Annotated in this window: 17 protein-coding genes; 5 read left to right on the top strand and 12 right to left on the bottom strand. The window is 64.4% G+C overall.

Annotated elements, in window-relative coordinates; translation table 11 throughout:
* Positions 1-34: 34 nt before the first annotated feature.
* The 11 genes from ACSQ12_RS05940 to ACSQ12_RS05890 form a co-directional block, all read right to left on the bottom strand.
* Entirely contained in the window at positions 35-1,357 is a 1,323-nt protein-coding gene (locus tag ACSQ12_RS05940) for a thymidine phosphorylase (protein WP_436064707.1), read from the bottom strand.
* A complete protein-coding gene (locus tag ACSQ12_RS05935) occupies positions 1,354-1,800 on the bottom strand; it encodes a cytidine deaminase (protein ID WP_209746637.1) in 447 nt (148 codons plus the stop codon). The genes ACSQ12_RS05940 and ACSQ12_RS05935 overlap by 4 nt, the downstream gene beginning before the upstream one ends.
* A complete protein-coding gene (locus ACSQ12_RS05930; RefSeq protein WP_209746639.1) occupies positions 1,797-3,140 on the bottom strand; it encodes an ABC transporter permease in 1,344 nt (447 codons plus the stop codon). The genes ACSQ12_RS05935 and ACSQ12_RS05930 overlap by 4 nt, the downstream gene beginning before the upstream one ends.
* Positions 3,137-4,540, bottom strand: a complete 1,404-nt coding sequence (locus tag ACSQ12_RS05925) for an ABC transporter permease (protein ID WP_436064706.1) — start codon at positions 4,538-4,540, stop codon at positions 3,137-3,139. The genes ACSQ12_RS05930 and ACSQ12_RS05925 overlap by 4 nt, the downstream gene beginning before the upstream one ends.
* A complete protein-coding gene (locus ACSQ12_RS05920; protein ID WP_436064705.1) occupies positions 4,537-6,135 on the bottom strand; it encodes an ABC transporter ATP-binding protein in 1,599 nt (532 codons plus the stop codon). The genes ACSQ12_RS05925 and ACSQ12_RS05920 overlap by 4 nt, the downstream gene beginning before the upstream one ends.
* Before the next feature lie 185 nt (positions 6,136-6,320).
* Positions 6,321-7,430: a BMP family lipoprotein gene (locus ACSQ12_RS05915; protein ID WP_436064704.1), complete on the bottom strand. Its 1,110-nt coding sequence runs from the start codon at positions 7,428-7,430 to the stop codon at positions 6,321-6,323.
* A 241-nt stretch (positions 7,431-7,671) separates the two neighbouring features.
* Positions 7,672-8,697, bottom strand: a complete 1,026-nt coding sequence (locus ACSQ12_RS05910; protein ID WP_436064703.1) for an NADP-dependent oxidoreductase — start codon at positions 8,695-8,697, stop codon at positions 7,672-7,674.
* On the bottom strand, positions 8,694-9,125 hold the full coding sequence (locus ACSQ12_RS05905) for an organic hydroperoxide resistance protein (RefSeq protein WP_436064702.1): 432 nt from the start codon (positions 9,123-9,125) through the stop codon (positions 8,694-8,696). The genes ACSQ12_RS05910 and ACSQ12_RS05905 overlap by 4 nt, the downstream gene beginning before the upstream one ends.
* A 46-nt stretch (positions 9,126-9,171) precedes the next feature.
* Positions 9,172-9,606 carry a MarR family winged helix-turn-helix transcriptional regulator gene (locus ACSQ12_RS05900; protein ID WP_011690995.1) on the bottom strand — a complete coding sequence of 145 codons (435 nt, stop codon included), beginning with the start codon at positions 9,604-9,606 and terminating at the stop codon, positions 9,172-9,174.
* A gap of 119 nt (positions 9,607-9,725) precedes the next feature.
* Positions 9,726-10,925, bottom strand: coding sequence for an amidohydrolase (locus ACSQ12_RS05895; protein ID WP_436064701.1), 1,200 nt, complete (start codon positions 10,923-10,925; stop codon positions 9,726-9,728).
* 151 nt (positions 10,926-11,076) lie between these two features.
* Entirely contained in the window at positions 11,077-12,210 is a 1,134-nt protein-coding gene (locus ACSQ12_RS05890; protein ID WP_209746650.1) for a mannose-1-phosphate guanylyltransferase, read from the bottom strand.
* Positions 12,211-12,468: 258 nt separating this feature from the next.
* Here ACSQ12_RS05890 and sdhC point away from each other — a divergent pair, with 258 nt between their 5' ends.
* The 5 genes from sdhC to ACSQ12_RS05865 all read left to right on the top strand — a co-directional run bounded on the left by sdhC (position 12,469) and on the right by ACSQ12_RS05865 (position 16,924).
* A complete protein-coding gene (sdhC, locus tag ACSQ12_RS05885; RefSeq protein ID WP_081818859.1) occupies positions 12,469-12,849 on the top strand; it encodes a succinate dehydrogenase, cytochrome b556 subunit in 381 nt (126 codons plus the stop codon).
* Between the two features lie 3 nt (positions 12,850-12,852).
* A complete protein-coding gene (locus ACSQ12_RS05880; protein ID WP_209746651.1) occupies positions 12,853-13,347 on the top strand; it encodes a succinate dehydrogenase hydrophobic membrane anchor subunit in 495 nt (164 codons plus the stop codon).
* Positions 13,348-13,465: 118 nt separating this feature from the next.
* Positions 13,466-15,265, top strand: coding sequence for a succinate dehydrogenase flavoprotein subunit (sdhA, locus tag ACSQ12_RS05875; RefSeq protein ID WP_436064700.1), 1,800 nt, complete (start codon positions 13,466-13,468; stop codon positions 15,263-15,265).
* A gap of 1 nt (position 15,266) precedes the next feature.
* Complete coding sequence (locus tag ACSQ12_RS05870; protein WP_011690989.1) at positions 15,267-16,049, top strand: succinate dehydrogenase iron-sulfur subunit; 783 nt, start codon at positions 15,267-15,269, stop codon at positions 16,047-16,049.
* Between the two features lie 104 nt (positions 16,050-16,153).
* Complete coding sequence (locus ACSQ12_RS05865; protein WP_209746653.1) at positions 16,154-16,924, top strand: alpha/beta hydrolase family protein; 771 nt, start codon at positions 16,154-16,156, stop codon at positions 16,922-16,924.
* Between the two features lie 7 nt (positions 16,925-16,931).
* On the opposite strand, the gene ACSQ12_RS05860 is transcribed toward ACSQ12_RS05865, so the two are convergent.
* Positions 16,932-18,230 (bottom strand): ABC transporter substrate-binding protein, encoded by a 1,299-nt coding sequence (locus ACSQ12_RS05860; RefSeq protein WP_436064699.1) that lies wholly within the window; start codon positions 18,228-18,230, stop codon positions 16,932-16,934.
* Positions 18,231-18,413 lie beyond the last annotated feature (183 nt).

The following is an 18,413-nucleotide window of genomic DNA, read 5'->3' as shown; positions in this document are numbered from 1 at the left end:
TGCCGCAGGAACCCGGCCGGGGAGAACCAGAGGATCAGGCGATGCGGTCGATGATGAGTTTCTGCGCCGGCCGGGAGCCTTCCGGCGCGACGACGACGGACCCTTCGAGGGCTTCCCTGGCGCGCCCGAACTTCTCCGGGGTGTCCGTCAGCAGCGTCATCAGGGGCTCACCGGCACGGACCACGGCACCGGGCTTGGCGTGCAGCCGGACGCCGGCGCCTGCCTGGACCTGGTCCTCCTTGCGCGCCCGGCCGGCACCCAGCCGCCACGCGGCCACGCCAACGGCCAGGGCATCCAGCTCCACGAGGACACCGTCAGCCGGAGCGTAGACAATTTCGGATTCCCTGGCAACGGGGAGCTTGGCCCGGGGGTCCCCGCCCTGGGCCTCGATCATGCGGTTCCACACGTCCATGGCCCGGCCGTCCTTGAGTGCGGCGCGCGGGTCGGCGTCATGCACGCCGGCGCAGGCGAGCATCTCCTCCGCCAGCCGGACCGTCAGTTCCACGACGTCTTCCGGACCGCCGCCGGCCAGCACCTCCACCGATTCCTCCACCTCGATCGCGTTCCCGGCGGTCAGGCCCAGGGGTGTGTTCATGTTCGTCAGGAGAGCCACGGTGTTGACACCGGCATCCTTGCCCAGGGCCACCATCGTCTCGGCCAGTTCCCTGGCGCGGGCCTCGTCCTTCATAAAGGCGCCGCTGCCCACCTTGACGTCGAGGACCAGCGAGCCGGTACCCTCGGCGATTTTCTTGCTCATGATGGAGGAGGCAATGAGCGGGATGGCCTCCACCGTTCCCGTGACGTCGCGCAGGGCATAGAGCTTTTTGTCCGCAGGGGCCAATCCGGCGCCCGCGGCGCAGATCACTGCCCCGACGTCCTGGAGTTGAGCCATCATTTCGTCGTTGCTCAGCGCTGCGCGCCAGCCCGGGATGGATTCCAGCTTGTCCAGGGTGCCGCCGGTGTGGCCGAGGCCCCGGCCGGAGAGCTGCGGCACAGCCACTCCGAAAACAGCAACCAGCGGTGCCAGCGGCAGCGTGATCTTGTCTCCCACTCCCCCGGTGGAGTGCTTGTCCGACGTCGGCTTCACGCTGCCGTCGGCTCGCCTCAGTCCGGAGAAGTCCATCCGTTCGCCGGATGCGATCATCGCGGCGGTCCAGCGCGATATTTCCGCGCGATCCATGCCGTTGAGCAGGATGGCCATGTTCAGGGCGGCCATCTGCTCGTCGGCGATCGCGCCGCGGGTGTAGGCGTCGATGGTCCAGTCGATCTGGGCCGGGCTCAGGACGCCCCTGTCCCGCTTGATGCGGATGATGTCGACGGCGTCGAACGCTTCAGTATTGCTCGGGGTTGGTGTCACCGGGGTTCCTCCAGGTGTTGGGGACCAAAGGCATCGGGTAGCACCTGGTCCATTGTTTTGATTCCCTGCGTGGTCATGAGTTCCATGTCGGGTGCCCGGAATTCGTACAGCAGTTGCCGGCAGCGTCCGCACGGCATCAGGATGTTGCCTCCGGCGTCCACGCAGTAGAAGGCGCGCAGCAAGCCCCCTCCGGTCATGTGCAGGTTGCCCACCAATGCGCATTCGGCGCACAGCGTCAGGCCGTAACTGGCATTTTCGACGTTGCAGCCGCTCACAATCCGGCCGTCCGCGGTGAGGGCCGCTGCCCCCACCGCGAACTTCGAATATGGCGCGTACGCGTTCTTCATGGCTGAAACGGCGGCTGCTTCGAGAGCCGTCCAGTCGATATCGCGGCTTTCCAGGCCGGTGCCTGTGCGCGACGGATCCTTGTCCACCGCCGTCATCCCTTGACGTACGGTATGCCGCTGGCGGCCGGCGGCCTGGAGCGGCCCACCAGCCCAGCCACGGCGAGAACCGTCACCAGGTACGGCAGCATGGCCATGAACTGGCTCGGAACCGGCGTGCCGATGATGGTCACAATACTCTGCAGGTTGTCCGCAAAGCCGAACAGCAGCGCCGCGAAGAAGGCCCCGATCGGGTTCCACCGGCCGAAGATCAGCGCTGCCAGGGCAATGAAGCCGCGTCCGCCCGAGATCTCCTTGGTGAAGCTGTCGATGGCCACCAGGGTGAAGAAGGAGCCGCCGATGCCTGCAACAGCACCGCCGAGGGTGACGTTCCAGAAGCGTGTGGCGTTGACCTTGATGCCCATGGTGTCCGCGGCCTGCGGGTGCTCCCCGACGGCCCGGACGCGAAGGCCCCACTTGGTCTTGAAGAGGCCGACCCACACCACGATGACCGCAATGTACATCAGGTAGCCCACCACGGACTGCTTGAAGAGGATAGGCCCGATCACCGGGATGCTGGACAGCACGGGGATGTCGATGATGGGCAGCCGTCCCGGTGAATTGAACTGCGCCTTGTTTGCCTGCATCACAGTGCTGAACAGGAAGCCGGTCAGGCCCGAAACCAGGACGTTGAGGACCACGCCCACGATGATCTGGTTGACCAGGTATTTGATGCTGAAGACCGCCAGGACCATGGAGACGAGGGCACCGGCAACGGCCGCTGCCAGCAGCCCGATGAAGGGGCTCCTGGTCAGCGTGGCCACCATCGCGGCGGTGAAGGCACCGCCAAGCAGCTGGCCTTCAATCGCGATGTTGACGACGCCGACGCGTTCGCAGAGCACACCGGAAAGGGATCCGAACACGAGCGGAACGGCGAGCGTTACGGAACCGGCGATGAGTCCGGCCAGCGAGATGCTCGGTGTGCGGGCGCCGCCCACCACCCAGATCAGGAACGCTGCCACGAAGAGCACGATGAAGACGATGGGCAGCCAGCCGGGAGAAGCTTCGTTCCGCGTCTTGAGGTACACCGCGTAGGCGGCGAGGCCCAGCATCAGGACCGACAGGACGATTCCGCCCAGGAAAGCCGGAACTTCGATGGCCGGAAGCTGGAAGAAATCGCCGCTGGAGGAAATCCCGAACTTGGCCGTCTGGTTAGGCCCCATGACGCCGAAGAAAATGAACGCGACGACGCCGAGGACGGCCAGCAGGACCGGCACCTTCCACGTCACGGGTTTCGCGGATACCGCGGGGGCATTGTCTGCGGCAGTCCGCTGTGTTCCCGGCTGGGGCTTTCCCTGCTGCGGCTTTCCCGGAACGGGTGATGTTGCTGTTGTGCTCATGCTGCACCTCCGGTGGTTGCTGCAGTCGTGGACTTGCCGGCCGCTGCGGCCTTCTTCTTGCGGGGATTGAGCCCGAAGAGGGCACGCACCAGCGGCGGCGCCGCGATGAACAGCACGATCAGTGACTGGACCACGAGCACGATGTCGATCGGGGTCCCGGTCTGGATCTGCATCTGTACCGCGCCGGCGCGGAAGGCGCCGAACAGCAGGCCGGCGGCGAAGGTGCCCCACGGCGTCGAGCGTCCCAGGAGTGCAACGGTGATGGCGTCGAAACCGTAGGTGGCGGCAACGCCGTCGGTCAGGACTTTTTCTGTCCCCGCCACCTGCGCCACGCCGGACAGGCCCGCCAGGGCGCCGGCGATCGCCATGACCAGGACCGTGGCGCGCGGGACGTTGATGCCGGCGGTCAGTGCTGCTTTGGGGTTTGCCCCGACCGCACGGAATTCGAAGCCCACGGTGGAGCGGTTCAGCAGCCACCAGACAAAGACCGTGGCCGCGATGGCCAGGACAAAGCCGAGGTGGAGCCGGTACTGGGTCCCGAAAATCTGCGGGTACACCGCTGTGGGATCCAGAATCGGCGAAATGGGGTTGGACTCCCCCGGCCGCTGGAACGCCGGAGTATTCAACAGGTATCGCAGGAAGTACAACGCAATGTAGTTGAACATGATGGTCAGGATGACCTCATGGGCCCCGGTGCGGGCCTTCAGCAGGCCAACGAGTCCGCCCCAGATGGCGCCGCCCACGATGCCGGCCACAAGGACCAGCATCAGGTGCAGGCCCAGCGGCAGGTGCAGTGCGAAACCGACCCAGGCGGCGAGGATGCCGGCCATGATGATCTGGCCCTGGGCACCGATGTTAAACAGGCCTGCCCGGAATGCCAGCGCAACGCCCAGGCCCGCGGTGATCAGCGGGGTGGCGATGGTGAGGGTTTCCATCAGCGGAGCGAACTGCACCGCAACGCTGGAACCGCGGGGGTTGAAGACGGACCCCTGGAACAGCGCGACGTACGAGCGCGTCGCCGCGGTCCAGACAGCCGAGAGGAAGTCCGAGGGCCGGGCAAAGAGGTAGCTTGCCGTGGCACCCACCTGCTTGTCCGTGCTGGCAATCAGCAGTCCGCCGAGGATCAGGGCCAGCAGGACGGCCAGCACCGACACCATGCCGCTGCCGGTGAAGATCCGCCGGACCAGGGTGTCCGCCCCGCCCGGAACGGTGCCGCTCTGGGCGGAAACGGGGACAGCCGAAGGCCGCATCGCCCCGCCGGCCGTGTCCAGCGCTGCGGCGGCTGCGGCCTCTTCGGCCGGCGCCTGGGGTTCGGCACGTTGCGGCTCGGGGGCCTGGGCGTCGCGGTGGTCCGCCGCGTTTACATCAGCCACGTGTTTGGGATTGTCCTGTTCAGTCACTGGTCGCCTCCTTCGGCACCGGAGGTGGAAGTCTGGACGGGCTGGTGCCCGCTGGTCTTGCTGCCGCCGCTGTGGGCGACATCAGCGTGGGCGGTTTCCGGGGAAAGCCCTGCCATCATCAGGCCCAGGACGTCGCGTCCGGTGCCGGCCGGGACGATCCCGACCAGCTTGCCCTTGTAGAGCACTGCGATCCGGTCGGCGAGTTCGATCACCTCGTCCAGTTCGGTGGACACGATCATCACGGGAGTGCCATGGTCCCGTTCGGCCACGATGCGCTTGTGCAGGAACTCGATGGATCCGACGTCCACGCCGCGGGTGGGCTGGGAGGCGATGAAGAGCCGCAGCGGCCGGGAGAGTTCCCGGGCCATCACGACCTTCTGCTGGTTGCCGCCGGACAGTGTGCCGGCCGCGAGCGAACCCGAGGGGGTGCGCACGTCAAACTCGTCGATCCGGGTCTTGGCGTTCTCCAGGACCTTGGCCGGGCTCATGCTGATGCCCTTGGCGAACGGAGGCTTGTCATAGCGGTCCAGGACCAGGTTCTCCGCGATCGAGAAGGCACCGATCAGGCCGTCGACCGAGCGGTCTTCCGGCACGAAGCCGACGCCCGCGTTCAGGACATCCTTGACGCTGCGGCCCAGAAGTTCTTCGCCGTCCAGGAGGATTGAGCCGTGGGCGCGTTCCTGGAGGCCCAGGATTGCCTCGGTCAGTTCCGTCTGGCCGTTGCCCTGGACGCCGGCGACGGCAAGGATCTCGCCGCGTGCGATGTCGAAGCTGATGCCGTCCACAACGTGCTGGCCTGTCGGGGCGATCACGGTGAGGTCCTTGACCTGGAAAGTGGTCTCCTGGGGCTTGGCCGGGGCCTTGTCCAGTGTCAGGTTCACGGCGCGGCCCACCATCAGGGAAGCGAGTTCCGTCGTCGAGGCGCCCGGGTCGGCGGTGCCGACGACTTTGCCGCGCCGGATCACGGTGATGGTGTCGGAGACGGCCTTGACCTCGCGGAGCTTGTGCGAAATGAAGACGATCGAGGTGCCGTGGCTCTTGAGCTGGCGCATGATGTCGAGCAGCTCATCGGTGTCCTGCGGGGTCAGCACGGCGGTGGGCTCGTCAAGGATGAGCACCTTGGCGTCGCGGACCAGGGCCTTGATGATTTCCACGCGCTGCTGCACCCCGACGGGAAGATCCTCGATCAGGGCGTCGGGATCGACGTCGAAACCGTATTTGTCGGAGATCTCCTTGATCTTCCGGCGGGTGTCATCCAGGTTCAGGAATCCGCCGGCCTTGGTGGTTTCCGCGCCCAGGGCGACGTTTTCGGCGACGGTGAACACCGGGACCAGCATGAAGTGCTGGTGCACCATGCCGATGCCCGCAGCCATCGCGTCACCCGGGCCGCGGAAGGTGACGGCCTTGCCGTCCACCAGGATTTCGCCCTCACTTGGCTCGTACAGGCCGTACAGGACATTCATCAGCGTGGACTTGCCAGCGCCGTTTTCACCAAGCAAACAATGAATTTGCCCGGGTTCAACAACCACATCGATGTGATCGTTGGCAACAAGGGAGCCGAAGCGTTTGGTGATCCCTCTGAGTTCAAGTTTCAAAACTCTGACCAATCTCGAAGCGTCCGGAAAATGTGCCCGGACGGGATATGTGGCTGCAGCACCAGCCTAGTGCCTGCAGCCTTTGGCGGAGCGGGCGGCGCAGCCCGGAAAAGCCGACGCTCAACGCAAAGCGCCACCGCCCGGAAGTCAATGACCAACCGGGTGGTGGCGCTTTGCGGAGGGAATTAGGCCTTCGGGCTCGCTGCCGACTCGACCTTCAGCTTGCCGTCGATGATGTCCTTTTTGATCTGTTCCAGTTCGGTCTTCAGTTCCGCGGGAACCTGGGACTCCAGATCGTGGAACGGAGCCAGCTGCACGCCGTCGTTCGCGAGGGTGCCGACGTACGGCGTGTTGCTGAACTTGCCGTCCTTGTCTTCCTTCACGACGGTCTCCACTGCTTCGCCCATCTGCTTCATGACGGAGGAGAGCATGATGTCCTTGTAGTCAGGGGCGGTGAGGAAGCCGTCGGAGTCAACCCAGATGAGCTTGACGTCCTTGCCTGCCGCCTTGGCTTCCTTGAGTGCTGCGCCTGCTCCCTTGCCGACGGGGCCGGCAACGGGCATCACGATGTCTGCGCCCTGGTCTAGGAAGTTCTGGGTCAGCTGCTTGCCCTTGTCCTGCTTTTCGAAGTCGCCGGTGAAGCTGCCGTCCTGCTTCGCCTTGTCCCAGCCAAGGATCTTGACGTCCTTGCCCTTCTGTTCGTTGTAGTACTTCACACCGTCGGCGTAGCCGTCCATGAAGATGGTGACCGTGGGGATCTTGATGCCGCCGAAGGTTGCCACCGTTCCGGTCTTGGTGGAGCCTGCCGCCAGGTAGCCGGCCATGAAGGCAGCCTGGGCGGTGTCGTAGATGATCGGCTTGACGTTGCTGATGGGGGTCTCGTAGCCGAAGTCGATGATGGCGAAGTGGCTGTCCGGGTTGGCGGTGGCCTGTGCCTTGGTGGCATCGCCGAGGAGGAAGCCGACCGTCACGGTCAGGTCGCAGCCTGCGGTGACCATGGCCCGGAGGTTCGGCTCGAAGTCGTTGTTGGTCTTGGACTCGACCTGGTTGACCTTGATCCCGAGATCCTTTTCGGCCTTCTTCAGGCCTTCGTAGGAGGACTGGTTGAACGACTGGTCGTCGAATCCACCCGAGTCGGACACGATGCAGCCCGTGTAGTCGCTGGCGGTGGCGCTGGCGGTGCTGCCCGCTTCCGGGGCAGCACCGCAGCCGGTCAGCAGCAGAGCGGCCGCCCCGGCGGTGGCAACTCCGGTCATTGAACCGCGCTTGAGGGTTGCACGCAGTGAGTTCTTCAATTTTCCTCCAGGAACAAAGAGATAGGCGCTACGACGGGAGTTCAATGAGTGTCCGTTTCGAATGCTCCACACTGAAATTCTGTTTTCACTGATGGTTTCGCAGCACTGCGCCGAGGCGCACTGATGACAGCTACTGTAGTGGCCTGGAACACGTCCGGGCACCACGCCGCCACCCAAGCGAGGAGATTGTTGAGAACTTGTTACCTACCGGTAGCCGCCACCGCAAGTCACGTCCATTTCCCTAGATTCGGACCAGCATCTTCCCGGTGTTGGCGCCGTCGAGGAGGTCCATAAACGCCTGCGGGGCATTTTCCAGGCCGTCCACGACTGTCTCGTCGTAGCGCACGGTGCCGTCAGCAACCCAAGCGGACACAGTCCTTACGAACTCATCCATGTGCTGCCAATAGCCGCCGACCAGGAATCCCTTGAGGGTCAACTGCTTGCCAATGGCCTGCATGAGGTTACGGGGGGCGGCAGACGGTTCGGTCGAGTTGTACTGCGCGATGGCGCCGCACATGGCCACGCGGCCGCCCACCGTGAGTGCAGACAGTGCTGCTTCAAGGTGTTCCCCGCCGACGTTGTCGAAGTACACGTCGATCCCGCGCTCCCCCGCTGCCGCTGCGAGCTGCCCGGCCACCGGGCCGTCGTTGTAGTTGAACGCGGCGTCGAAGCCAAGCTCCAGCAGCCGCGCCACCTTTTCCGGCGACCCCGCACTGCCGATAACCCGGGACGCGCCCATCGCCTTGGCAATCTGTCCCACGAGCGAACCGACCGCACCCGCGGCGCCGGAAACGAAGACCACTTCTCCGGGCTTGAAATCAGCAACCTTCAGGAGGCCCGCGTAAGCCGTCAGGCCGGTCATGCCCAGGGCTCCGAGGAATGCCGACGCGGGCGCCAGGTCGGTACGCGCCAGGGATGTGGCCGCGGCATCAAGCACCGCGAATTCGCGCCAGCCGAGTGAATGTACGACGACGTCCCCCACCTTGCGTTCCTCCGACCGGGACGCGATCACCTCACCGACGGCGCCGCCGTCGAGCGCTGCATCCAGCGCAAACGGCGCTGAATAGGACTTGACGTCGTTCATGCGGCCACGCATGTAGGGATCGACGGAGATGAACTGGTTGCGGACCAGGACCTGGCCGTCCTGCAGTTCCGGGAGCTCCGACTCGGCCAGACGGAAGTTCTCCGGGACGGGCCGGCCGTGCGGGCGGGATGCCAGCTGGATCTCGCGGGTTGTCCGGGGAAGGGTTGTGGTGTTGGCGCTCATGCGGCCACCTCCAGAATCTTGATGTCTACGTTGATGTTGCCGCGGGTGGCATTGGAATAGGGGCAAATCTGGTGCGCCTTGGCCACCAGCACCTCCGCCGTCGCCAGGTCCAGGGCGGGCAAGGCAATTTCGAGTTCAGCGGCCAGGCCGTAGCCCACACCGTCCCCAAGTGCACCGAAGTGGATCTTCGCTGCCACTGCGGAGTCCGTCAGGTCGGCCTTTTCTTGACGGCCCACCAGGCGCAGGGCTGAGTGGAAGCACGCGGCGTAGCCGGCAGCGAACAGCTGTTCGGGGTTGGTGCCCTGGCCGTTGCCGCCCAGTTCAACCGGGCTGGCCAGGGTGACGTCAAGCCTGCCGTCCTTAGTGCGGGCGTTCCCGTCCCGTCCTTCGCCCGAGGCGAGTGCTTCAGCTGTATAGAGAGTCTTCACGTGGTTCCGTTCTGTTGGATGGAAATTCTGTTCGACCGAAATCCTGCTAGCGGGAGGAGTGGAGGGCCGCCGTGAGCCTGCCCAGGGTTTCCCTGAGCTGGTCGAGCTCTGCCGCGGACAGGCCTGCGGCATCTGCGAGCTGCTGGGGAATGGCTGTGGCCCGGGCGCTCAGTGCGGTGCCGGAGTCCGTGAGGAAGACCTCCACCCGGCGCTCATCCTCGGCCGAACGCCGCCGCTCCACCAGCCCCAGCGATTCGAGTCTTTTCAGCAACGGGGAGAGGGTACCCGAGTCCAGGCCCAGCTCCTCCCCCAGTTCGCGGACGCTGCGGGGCTGCTCTTCCCAGAGCACCAGCATGACGAGGTACTGAGGATAGGTCAGGCCAAGCTCATCCAGCATGGGGCGGTACACAGCCGTGGCCGCCTTCGATGCGGAGTAGAGCGCAAAGCACACCTGGCGGTTGAGTCTGGGAGCGTCGGTCATATGAAAAACGATATCGCACAATTAGATTGTGCACAACTTATCCGGCGGCTAAAACACATACGGACAGTTAAGGGCCCCGGTTCAGGGGTCTTAACTGTCCGTTCGCGCCCGGGGTGGGGCTAGAGGTCGCGGATGGTGCGGAGCGCTGCCGCGGTGAGGACCTGGATGCCGTACCCCAGGGCACGCTCGTCCAGGATGTAGTCGCCCCGGTGAAGGTCGTACTCCTCGCCGCCGGGGGTCTTGGTGCCAAGCCGCATCATCGCGCCCGGCAGCTCGGCCAGGAACCAGGCGAAATCCTCCCCGCCCATGGACTGGGGCGTGAGGACCACCGCACTTTCGGCGATTTCAGCGCGCGCGGCTGCCTCGATCAGGGCCGTCTCATGTTCGGAGTTGACCACCGGCGGAACGCCCCGGGTGTGCTCCAGCCGGACGTCCACGTTGTAGGGCCCGGCAACCTGGTGGACCACTTCGTCCAGGAGTTCGCCTGCGCTGTGCCAGGCGTCGCGGTCCAGGCAGCGCATGGTGCCTGCCATATAGCCCGTGCCCGGAATGGCATTCGGCGCGGAGCCGGCGGAGATGTGTCCCCACACCACGGAGACCCCGCTGCGAACGTCCACGCGGCGAGACAGCACGGCCGGCACGTTGACGGCGATCTGCGCCAGCGCGAAAACGAGGTCCTCGGTGAGATGGGGTCGAGAGGTGTGGCCGCCGCGTCCGGACAGCTCAATCCTGATGGTGTCCGACGCCGAGGTGATGGCACCGATCCGGGTGCCGATCTTGCCCACCTCGATACGGGGATCGCAGTGCAGGGCAAGGATGCGCGGCACGCCGTCGAGCACGCCCTGCTCGATGCAGGAGTGCGCTCCGCCGGGCATGGTCTCCTCGGCAGGCTGGAAAATGATCCGGACCGTGCCGCCCAGCGGGGATTCCTGGTGCATGCGGTGCAGCACGAGGGCGATCCCCAGCATGGTGGTGGTGTGCACATCGTGGCCGCAGGCATGGGTGACACCGTGGTTCTTGGACGCGAACGGAAGCCCGGTTTCCTCAATGATGGGGAGGGCGTCGATGTCCCCGCGGAGGGCGGTGGCAATGGGACCCTCACCGACGTCGACAGTGAGGCCCGTGCCTTCAAGCCGGCGCGGCTTAAGCCCGGCGGCTTCGAGCCGTTCCGCCAGCTTGTTCGTGGTCCGGAACTCCTTGAAGGACAGTTCAGGATGCGCATGGAGGTCACGGCGGAAATCGATCAGTTCCGGCAGCAGCGGCTCCAGCCACGGCCCCACGAGGGCGGTGGGCTCGGCTTCAGTAGTGTAATTGCGCACAAAACAACTCTAGCGAGGCTCCCCCGAATACCCGCATCAGCGTCGGAGGTTACGTATCCGGGAGCCGGCTCCCGGCGTCTGGAACGGCTCAGCCCAGTCTTCCCGGCGGGTGCCGGTGAGACTGGGCTGAATAGGGTTTGCCGGGTCCGTTTTAGAGGACGTCGGTGTCGCCGCTGGCCTTGAGCGCGTCCACGGCTGCTTTGACCCGCTGGGAGTGCGCCATGGTGGTGACCAGCAAAGCGTCCGGGGTGTCAACGATGACAACGTCCTTGATGCCGATCAACGCGATGACGCGCTTGGTGTCCGTGACAACCACACCGCTGGCGTTTTCGGTGAACACGCGGGCGCCTTCACCGAGGACGGTCACATCGTCCACTTCCTTCGCACTGTTGAGCCGGCCCACGGAGGCAAAGTCGCCGACGTCGTCCCAACGGAAAGTTCCCGGCACGACGGCGACGTCCCCGGCAGCCGCGGCAGGCTCTGCCACCGCATAGTCGATGGCGATCTTCGGCAAGGTGGGCCAGACACGGGCGGTAACCTCATCGCGCTCCGGGGTGTCCCAGGCCTGCGCGATTTCCGTGAGCCCCTTGAAGAGCTCAGGCTGGTTCGCTTCGAGGTGCTTCAGCATCAGCGACACCGGAGCAACGAACATACCCGCGTTCCAGACGTACTCTCCGCTGTCCACGTACTGCTGGGCAACGTCCTCGCTGGGCTTTTCCACGAATTCCACTACGGCCTGCGCGCTCGGGGCGTTCGCAATCGACAGCTTCTGGCCCGCACGGATGTAGCCGAACCCGGTGGACGGGTGCGTGGGCTTGATGCCGATAGTGACGATCTTGCCGGCCGCAGCCGTATGAATGGCCTCGCGCACCGCGTCCTGGAAGAGGTCGTCGGGGCTGATCACCTGGTCCGCGGCGAAGGAGCCCATGATGATCTCCGGATCCCGCTGGTACAGGATGGCGGCCGCGAGGCCGATGGCCGCGCCGGAGTCCTTGGGCTCGCTTTCCAGCACCAGGTCGGACTCCTGGATCTCCGGGAGCTGGCTGCACACGGCATTCCGGTGGGCAACGCCGGTAACAACCAGCACGCCTTTACCGGCAAGCGGTTCCAGTCGGTCGTAGGTTGCCCGCAGCAGCGTGCTGCCGGAACCGGTGAGATCGTGAAGAAATTTAGGGGCTGCTGCACGTGACAGGGGCCAGAGGCGGGTCCCCACTCCGCCTGCAGGAATTACCGCAATAAAACGGTCCAGCGGTGAATTCCGGCTTGTCACTATGTCTGTACTCATCACGGCCTACTTTAGCCGACCCCCGCCCCGAGACCGGCAGATGCGCTTTGGGCGACGCCGCCGGGACAGCCACAATGTGGCGTTCGTCTCAAAAATGCGCAAAAACCGCGCGGGGAGGCGTCACCAAGGAGTTCCTGAATTGAATAAGCTGTGAGCGAAGCCTAGATTTAGGCTTGAGCTTACGAGTGCTCTCGCAGCAGGCGTTCCCCCCGCGTGGATCCCATGCCAGCGCCGCTGTGTTGCAGGGAGGTTTATTCAGTGCCGACAAAACCAGCTGGCACCTTGTACCGCGGCCGTGAAGGCATGTGGTCCTGGGTTGGACACCGCATTACCGGTGTAGTGATTTTCTTCTTCTTGTTGGTCCATGTGCTGGACACCTCATTGGTGCGCGTGTCCCCCGAGGCATACACCGCCGTGATCGGCGCCTACAAGAACCCCCTGATGGCCCTGGGTGAAACGGGCCTTGTCGCAGCGATCGTGTTCCACGCCTTCAACGGCCTGCGGATCATCGCCGTCGACTTCTGGAAGAAGGGCGCGAAGTACCAGCGCCAAATGCTGTGGACGGTCCTGATTCTCTGGGTCATCGTCATGGTGGGCTTCTCCATCCGCCACCTTTCCCTCGCCTTTGGAGGTCACTAAGCCATGACTGCAACCATTCAGAGTCCCCGCAGCGGAAAAGACGGCGGAAAACCGGGCGCAGGGCTGATTGCCCCCAAGTACCGCCGCAGCGGCGCGTCGAAGGGCAACTTCGAAATGGCTGCCTGGCTGTTCATGCGGCTTTCGGGCGTTGTCCTGGTAGTCCTGATCTTCGGGCACCTCTTCGTCAACCTCCTGGTGGGCGAGGGCATCCATGCCATTGACTTCGGTTTCGTGGCCGGCAAGTGGGCCGATCCGTTCTGGCAGTTCTGGGACCTGGCCATGCTCTGGCTTGCCATGCTGCACGGCACCAACGGCGTCCGCACCATCATCAACGACTACGCCGAGAAGGATTCCACCCGTTTCTGGCTGAAGATCGTCCTCTACGCCGCAACGGCTGTCATCATCATCCTGGGCACCCTGGTGATCTTCACCTTCAACCCGTGCCCGCTGGACGTCAACGGCGTACCGCTGCCCGGCGGCTTCTGCCCCGCAGCCTAGCGGCACCTTCCTCCCGGGGGGATCAGCCGTGCCCGCACTGAGCGGGCCGACGGTTTTACGGTGCAGGCTCCGCCCGCCCGTGGTTTTATAGCGAATTTTGAGAGAAAGAGCGTCTGGTATGCAGGTCCATAAGTACGACGTCGTCATCGTCGGTGCCGGTGGCGCTGGCATGCGCGCCGCGATCGAATCCGGTCAGCGCGCGCGCACAGCAGTACTGACCAAGCTCTACCCCACCCGCTCGCACACAGGTGCGGCGCAGGGTGGCATGTGTGCGGCACTGGCCAATGTCGAGGAAGACAACTGGGAGTGGCACACATTCGACACCATTAAGGGCGGCGACTACCTGGTGGACCAGGACGCGGCCGAGGTCATGGCGAAAGAAGCCATCGACGCCGTGCTGGACCTGGAAAAAATGGGTCTGCCGTTCAACCGCACGCCGGAAGGCCGGATTGACCAGCGCCGCTTCGGCGGCCACACCCGTGACCACGGCAAGGCCCCTGTCCGCCGCGCCTGCTACGCCGCTGACCGCACGGGCCACATGATCCTGCAGACGCTCTACCAAAACTGCGTCAAGCACAACGTTGAGTTCTACAACGAGTACTACGTCCTGGATCTCCTGACGGTCGAGGAAGACGCAGTCCGCGAAGACGGCACGCCCTTCAAGCAGAAGCGTGTTGCCGGCGTCGTGTCCTACGACCTCGCTTCCGGCGAACTGCACGTGTTCCAGGCCAAGTCGGTGGTTTTCGCCTCCGGCGGCGCTGGCAAGGTGTTCAAGACCACGTCCAACGCCCACACCCTGACCGGCGACGGCATGGGCATCGCGTTTCGCCGCGGCATTCCCCTGGAGGACATGGAGTTCTTCCAGTTCCACCCGACCGGCCTTGCCGGCCTGGGCATCCTGCTGTCGGAAGCCGCGCGCGGCGAAGGCGCCATCCTCCGCAACTCGGAGGGTGAGCGCTTCATGGAGCGCTACGCCCCCACCATCAAGGACCTTGCACCGCGTGACATCGTGGCCCGCTCCATGGCCAACGAGGTCCGCGAAGGCCGCGGGTGTGGACCGAACAAGGACTACGTGCTCCTTGACCTGACCCACCTGGAGCCCGCGCACATCGACGCCAAGCTGCCGGACATCACCGAGTTTGCCCGTACCTATCTCGGCGTTGAGCCCTACACGGAGCCGGTTCCGGTGTTCCCGACGGCGCACTACGCCATGGGCGGCATCCCGACGAACATCACCACCGAAGTCCTGCAGGACAACGACACCGTGGTGCCGGGCCTCTACGCGGCCGGCGAAGTGGCCTGCGTTTCGGTTCACGGCTCCAACCGCCTGGGCACCAACTCCCTGCTGGACATCAACGTGTTCGGCAAGCGCGCCGGCATCGCCGCCGCGGAGTACGCCAAGACGGCTGACTTCGTGGACCTCCCGGCCGACCCGGAGGCGTACACCATCGAACTGCTGGACATTGCCCGCAACGGCAACGGCGACGAGAAGGTGGCCGTGATCCGCAAGGAACTCCAGGACACCATGGACGCCAACATGCAGGTGTTCCGCACGGCTGACACGCTGAACCAGGTCCTCAGGGACATCGAGTCCTTCGAGGAGCGGTACAAGCGCATCAGCGTCCAGGACAAGGGCAAGCGCTTCAACCTTGACCTGCTCGAGGCCGTTGAACTGGGCTTCCTGCTCGAACTGGCCAAGGTCATGACCGTTGCAGCCCTGCACCGGGAGGAGTCCCGCGGCGGACACTTCCGCGAGGACTTCCCGGAACGTGACGACGAAAAATTCATGAAGCACTCCATGGCGTACAAGGACGACCACGCCCCGGCTGACGGCTCTGCAGAAGCAATTGCCGGCATCCGCCTGGCCACCAAACCGGTTGTCTTTACCCGCTACGAGCCGATGGTGAGGAAGTACTAAGATGTCCGCCGAACTTGCTGAGCCAGCCTCAAAGATCGAACTGCCCGCGCACATCGGAGGCGGCGGAGAGATCCCGACGTTCGACGTCACCCTGCGCGTGCGCCGTTACAACCCTGAGGTTTCCGAGGAAGCCACCTGGGACGACTTCAAGGTCACCATGTACGGCACCGACCGTGTGCTGGACGCCCTGCACAAGGTCAAGTGGGAAATTGACGGCAGCGTCTCCTTCCGCCGTTCCTGCGCCCACGGCGTCTGCGGTTCCGATGCCATGCGCATCAACGGCCGCAACCGCCTTGCGTGCAAGACCCTGCTGAAGGACCTGGACACGACCAAGCCCATCACCGTGGAACCCATCAAGGGCCTGCCGGTGGAGAAGGACCTGATCGTGGACATGGAGCCGTTCTTCCAGTCCTTCCGCGAAGTCATGCCGTTCCTTATCAACAAGGGCCACGAGCCTACCAAGGAACGCCTGCAGTCCGCCGAGGACCGTGAGCGCTTCGACGACACCACCAAGTGCATCCTGTGCGCCGCGTGCACGTCCTCCTGCCCGGTCTTCTGGACCGACGGCCAGTACTTCGGCCCGGCAGCGATCGTCAACGCCCACCGCTTCATCTTCGATTCCCGTGATGACGCCGGCGACATGCGCTTGGAGATCCTCAACGACAAGGAAGGCGTGTGGCGCTGCCGCACCACCTTCAACTGCACCGAAGCATGCCCCCGCGGCATCCAGGTCACGCAGGCCATTGCAGAGGTCAAGCAGGCAATCCTCTCCCGCAAGATCTAGCACCCGCTAACCACGAAAACCACGACGACGGCGCCTCTCACCTTTCAGGTGGGGGCGCCGTCGTCGTTTCACGGCACGTTACCGCCCCCTACGAAAGGGTCCCCATGTCCCGCTCCGAAAAAGTCAGCTTCGAAGGATCCACCGGCGAATTGCTCTCCGGCATCATTGACATGCCGGAAGGCCCGGTGAAGGGCTGGGGTGTGTTCTCGCACGGCTTCACGCTGGGCAAGGACAGCCCGTCGGCGTCCAGGATGTGCAAGGCGCTGGCCGACAACGGGGTGGGGATGCTCCGCTTCGACAACCTGGGGCTGGGCGATTCCGCCGGGTACTGGTCCGAAGGTTCCTTCAGCCACAAGGTGGCGGACACCGTCAAGGCCGCGGAGTTCATGCGCGCCGAAGGAAGGCCGGTCTCGCTGCTGGTGGGGCATTCGTTCGGCGGAGCCGCCGTCCTGGCGGCGGCAAAGGAAATTCCCGGACTTGACGCCGTGGCCACCGTGGGAGCCCCGTTCTCGCCCAAGCACGTGGCCCATGTGTTTGATGCGGCGCTGGACCGGATCCTCAGCGAAGGCAGCGCGGAGGTGGACCTGGGCGGCAAGCGTGTGGAGATCCGCCGGCACTTCGTGGAGGACCTGGAGAATGCGGACCTGACCGACTGCATCAAGCGGCTCGGGAAGCCCCTGATGGTCCTGCACTCCCCCACGGACAACACCGTCGGGATCGAGAATGCCAGCACCATCTTCCAGACGGCGCGGCACCCGCGCAGCTTCGTGTCGCTGGAAGGCAGCGACCACCTGCTGACCGGCAAGGGCCAGGCCGCCCGGGCCGCGAAGATCATATCCGCGTGGGCCGACCAGTACCTCGACGCCAACCGCTAGCGGCGGGCTACTTGCCGATGGCCGCCTTGCTTTCGCTGATCCACTGCTCCGCAGCCTTTTCCGGCGAGAGCCGCTTGAACAGGACATCAGTGTTGATGCGGGCCGTGATCTCAGCGACGGCAGTTGAACCGGTGGGACCAATGAAAGTAGGCGCAAAGTCCATCTTGCCGATCTGGTCGATGTAGGCGGCCTCGATCTTGCCCTGCGGTGTCAGCATGTCCTGGATGGCAGTGCGCATGCCGGAGTTGCTGGGCACGCCGCGGTCGCTTTGGATAATCCTAGCGGCGGACGCATCGTTTACCAGGAAGTTCACCAGCTTTGCGGCGGCATCGGTGTGCTTGCTGCGAGCCGAGATCGTGTAGAACTGTGAAGACTGCAGCCAGATGCCCGGGGTCGGGCTTTCGCCGGGGAGCCTAAGGAGCTTCAATTCCGCGCCCGAGGCCTTGCTGAGTGCGGAGAGGGAGTTGCTCCACGTCAGCATCATGCCGGCCTTGCCCATGCCCATCAATGTCTGTTCGGTGCTGACGTTGAGCTTCTCCACCGTCTCCGAAGCGGTCGGCGCAGCTCCCGACTCACTCAGCTTCACGGAGTAGTCAAAGTAATCCTGCACCGTCTCCTTGCTGAGGCCGAGTTGCCCGTCCTGGGTATAAAGCGACTCGCCGCGCTGGCGGGCAAAGGCGTCCAGCGAATCGTGGGTGAGGACCGTTGCCGTCCCGTAGGTGCCCTTGGGGCTTTTGGCTGTCACGTCTGAAGCCAGCGTGGCAAAATCATCCCAGGTCCACGTGCTGTCATCCGGAAGCGCAACGCCGGCGGCCTGGAAGACACCCGGGTTCACGACGATAGCCAGCGCATTGGCGCCGGTTGAGACCCCGTACTGCTTGCCCTGCACCTGGCCGTTTTCCAGGGCCCCCTGGTCCGTCTTGGAGAGGTCCAGGGAGCGGCCGACCTTGGAGAGGTCCAGCAGTGCGCCGCGGTTGGCGTACTCGGCCGGATAGGCGCCGCCCATGGTGATCACGTCCGGTGCATCGTTGGCGGCCATTTGCGTGGCCAGTTTGTCGAAGTAGCCGCTGATGTCCCCATACTCCGGTTTCACCTTGATGGTGGGGTTGGCGGCTTCGAACTCCTTGATGGCCTTGTTGGTCAGCTCGGCGCGGCCGGCGTTGCCCCACCAGGAGAAGCGTATTTCAACATTGCCGTCCTCAGGCTGGGTGGTCGACGGACTGGAACAAGCAGTGAGGCCGAGCAGGCTCAGCACGGAAGCCACGGCAATTGCCTTACGAAAGGTTCGGATAGATTTACGCGCCATTGGGTAAACGTCCTTTAGATGTCAGAAAGCGGTTCCTGAAACGTATCAAGAGGTCTCTTCAGCGTCAATAGACCCCCCGCCTGCCACGCGGGTTGACACGGGCCGTCGAGGCGACAACTATTGAATCGTTTCGGAAATCGGTTTCTTGGGTGGCTGCGTTCCCATCCCTCTTTTTCCCATCCA

This window comes from Arthrobacter sp. LjRoot14 (genome assembly GCF_964253905.1).
Taxonomy (GTDB): Bacteria; Actinomycetota; Actinomycetes; order Actinomycetales; family Micrococcaceae; genus Arthrobacter.
Note: the sequence above shows the minus strand (reverse complement) of the source record. Positions and strands in the feature narration are given on the sequence as shown.